This window comes from Psychroserpens mesophilus (assembly GCF_050617655.1).
Lineage (GTDB): Bacteria > Bacteroidota > Bacteroidia > Flavobacteriales > Flavobacteriaceae > Psychroserpens > Psychroserpens mesophilus_A.
This window is the reverse complement of record NZ_JBODQC010000449.1, coordinates 1-240: the sequence shown is the minus strand read 5'-3', so window position 1 is coordinate 240 and position 240 is coordinate 1. Positions and strand designations below refer to the sequence as shown.

General features: G+C 65.4%; 1 protein-coding gene. It reads right to left on the bottom strand.

What is annotated here, in order from left to right; all coding sequences use genetic code 11:
• Positions 1 to 240 (bottom strand): hypothetical protein (locus tag ACRHNM_RS17950; protein WP_431137994.1); only part of this gene is annotated, 240 nt, incomplete at both ends.

Genomic DNA, 240 nt, shown 5'->3' with positions numbered 1-240 from the left:
ATAGTGCAGGCTGACCGGGTAGCTGCCGGAGCCGCCGGAGACCCCCGTGGCCGTAACTACCCCGTTTGTGTCGCCATAGCAGGCGAGGACGGCGGGGGCCGCATTGATCCCGGCCGCAATGGGCGCCGGCTCAACCAGGTCGATCGTATCGTGGTAGACGCAGCCATTGGCATCCGTAACGGCAACCGTAAAGGAACCTGCGGGAAGCCCGGCAAACACGCGGGAATGGACGTTGGTGGC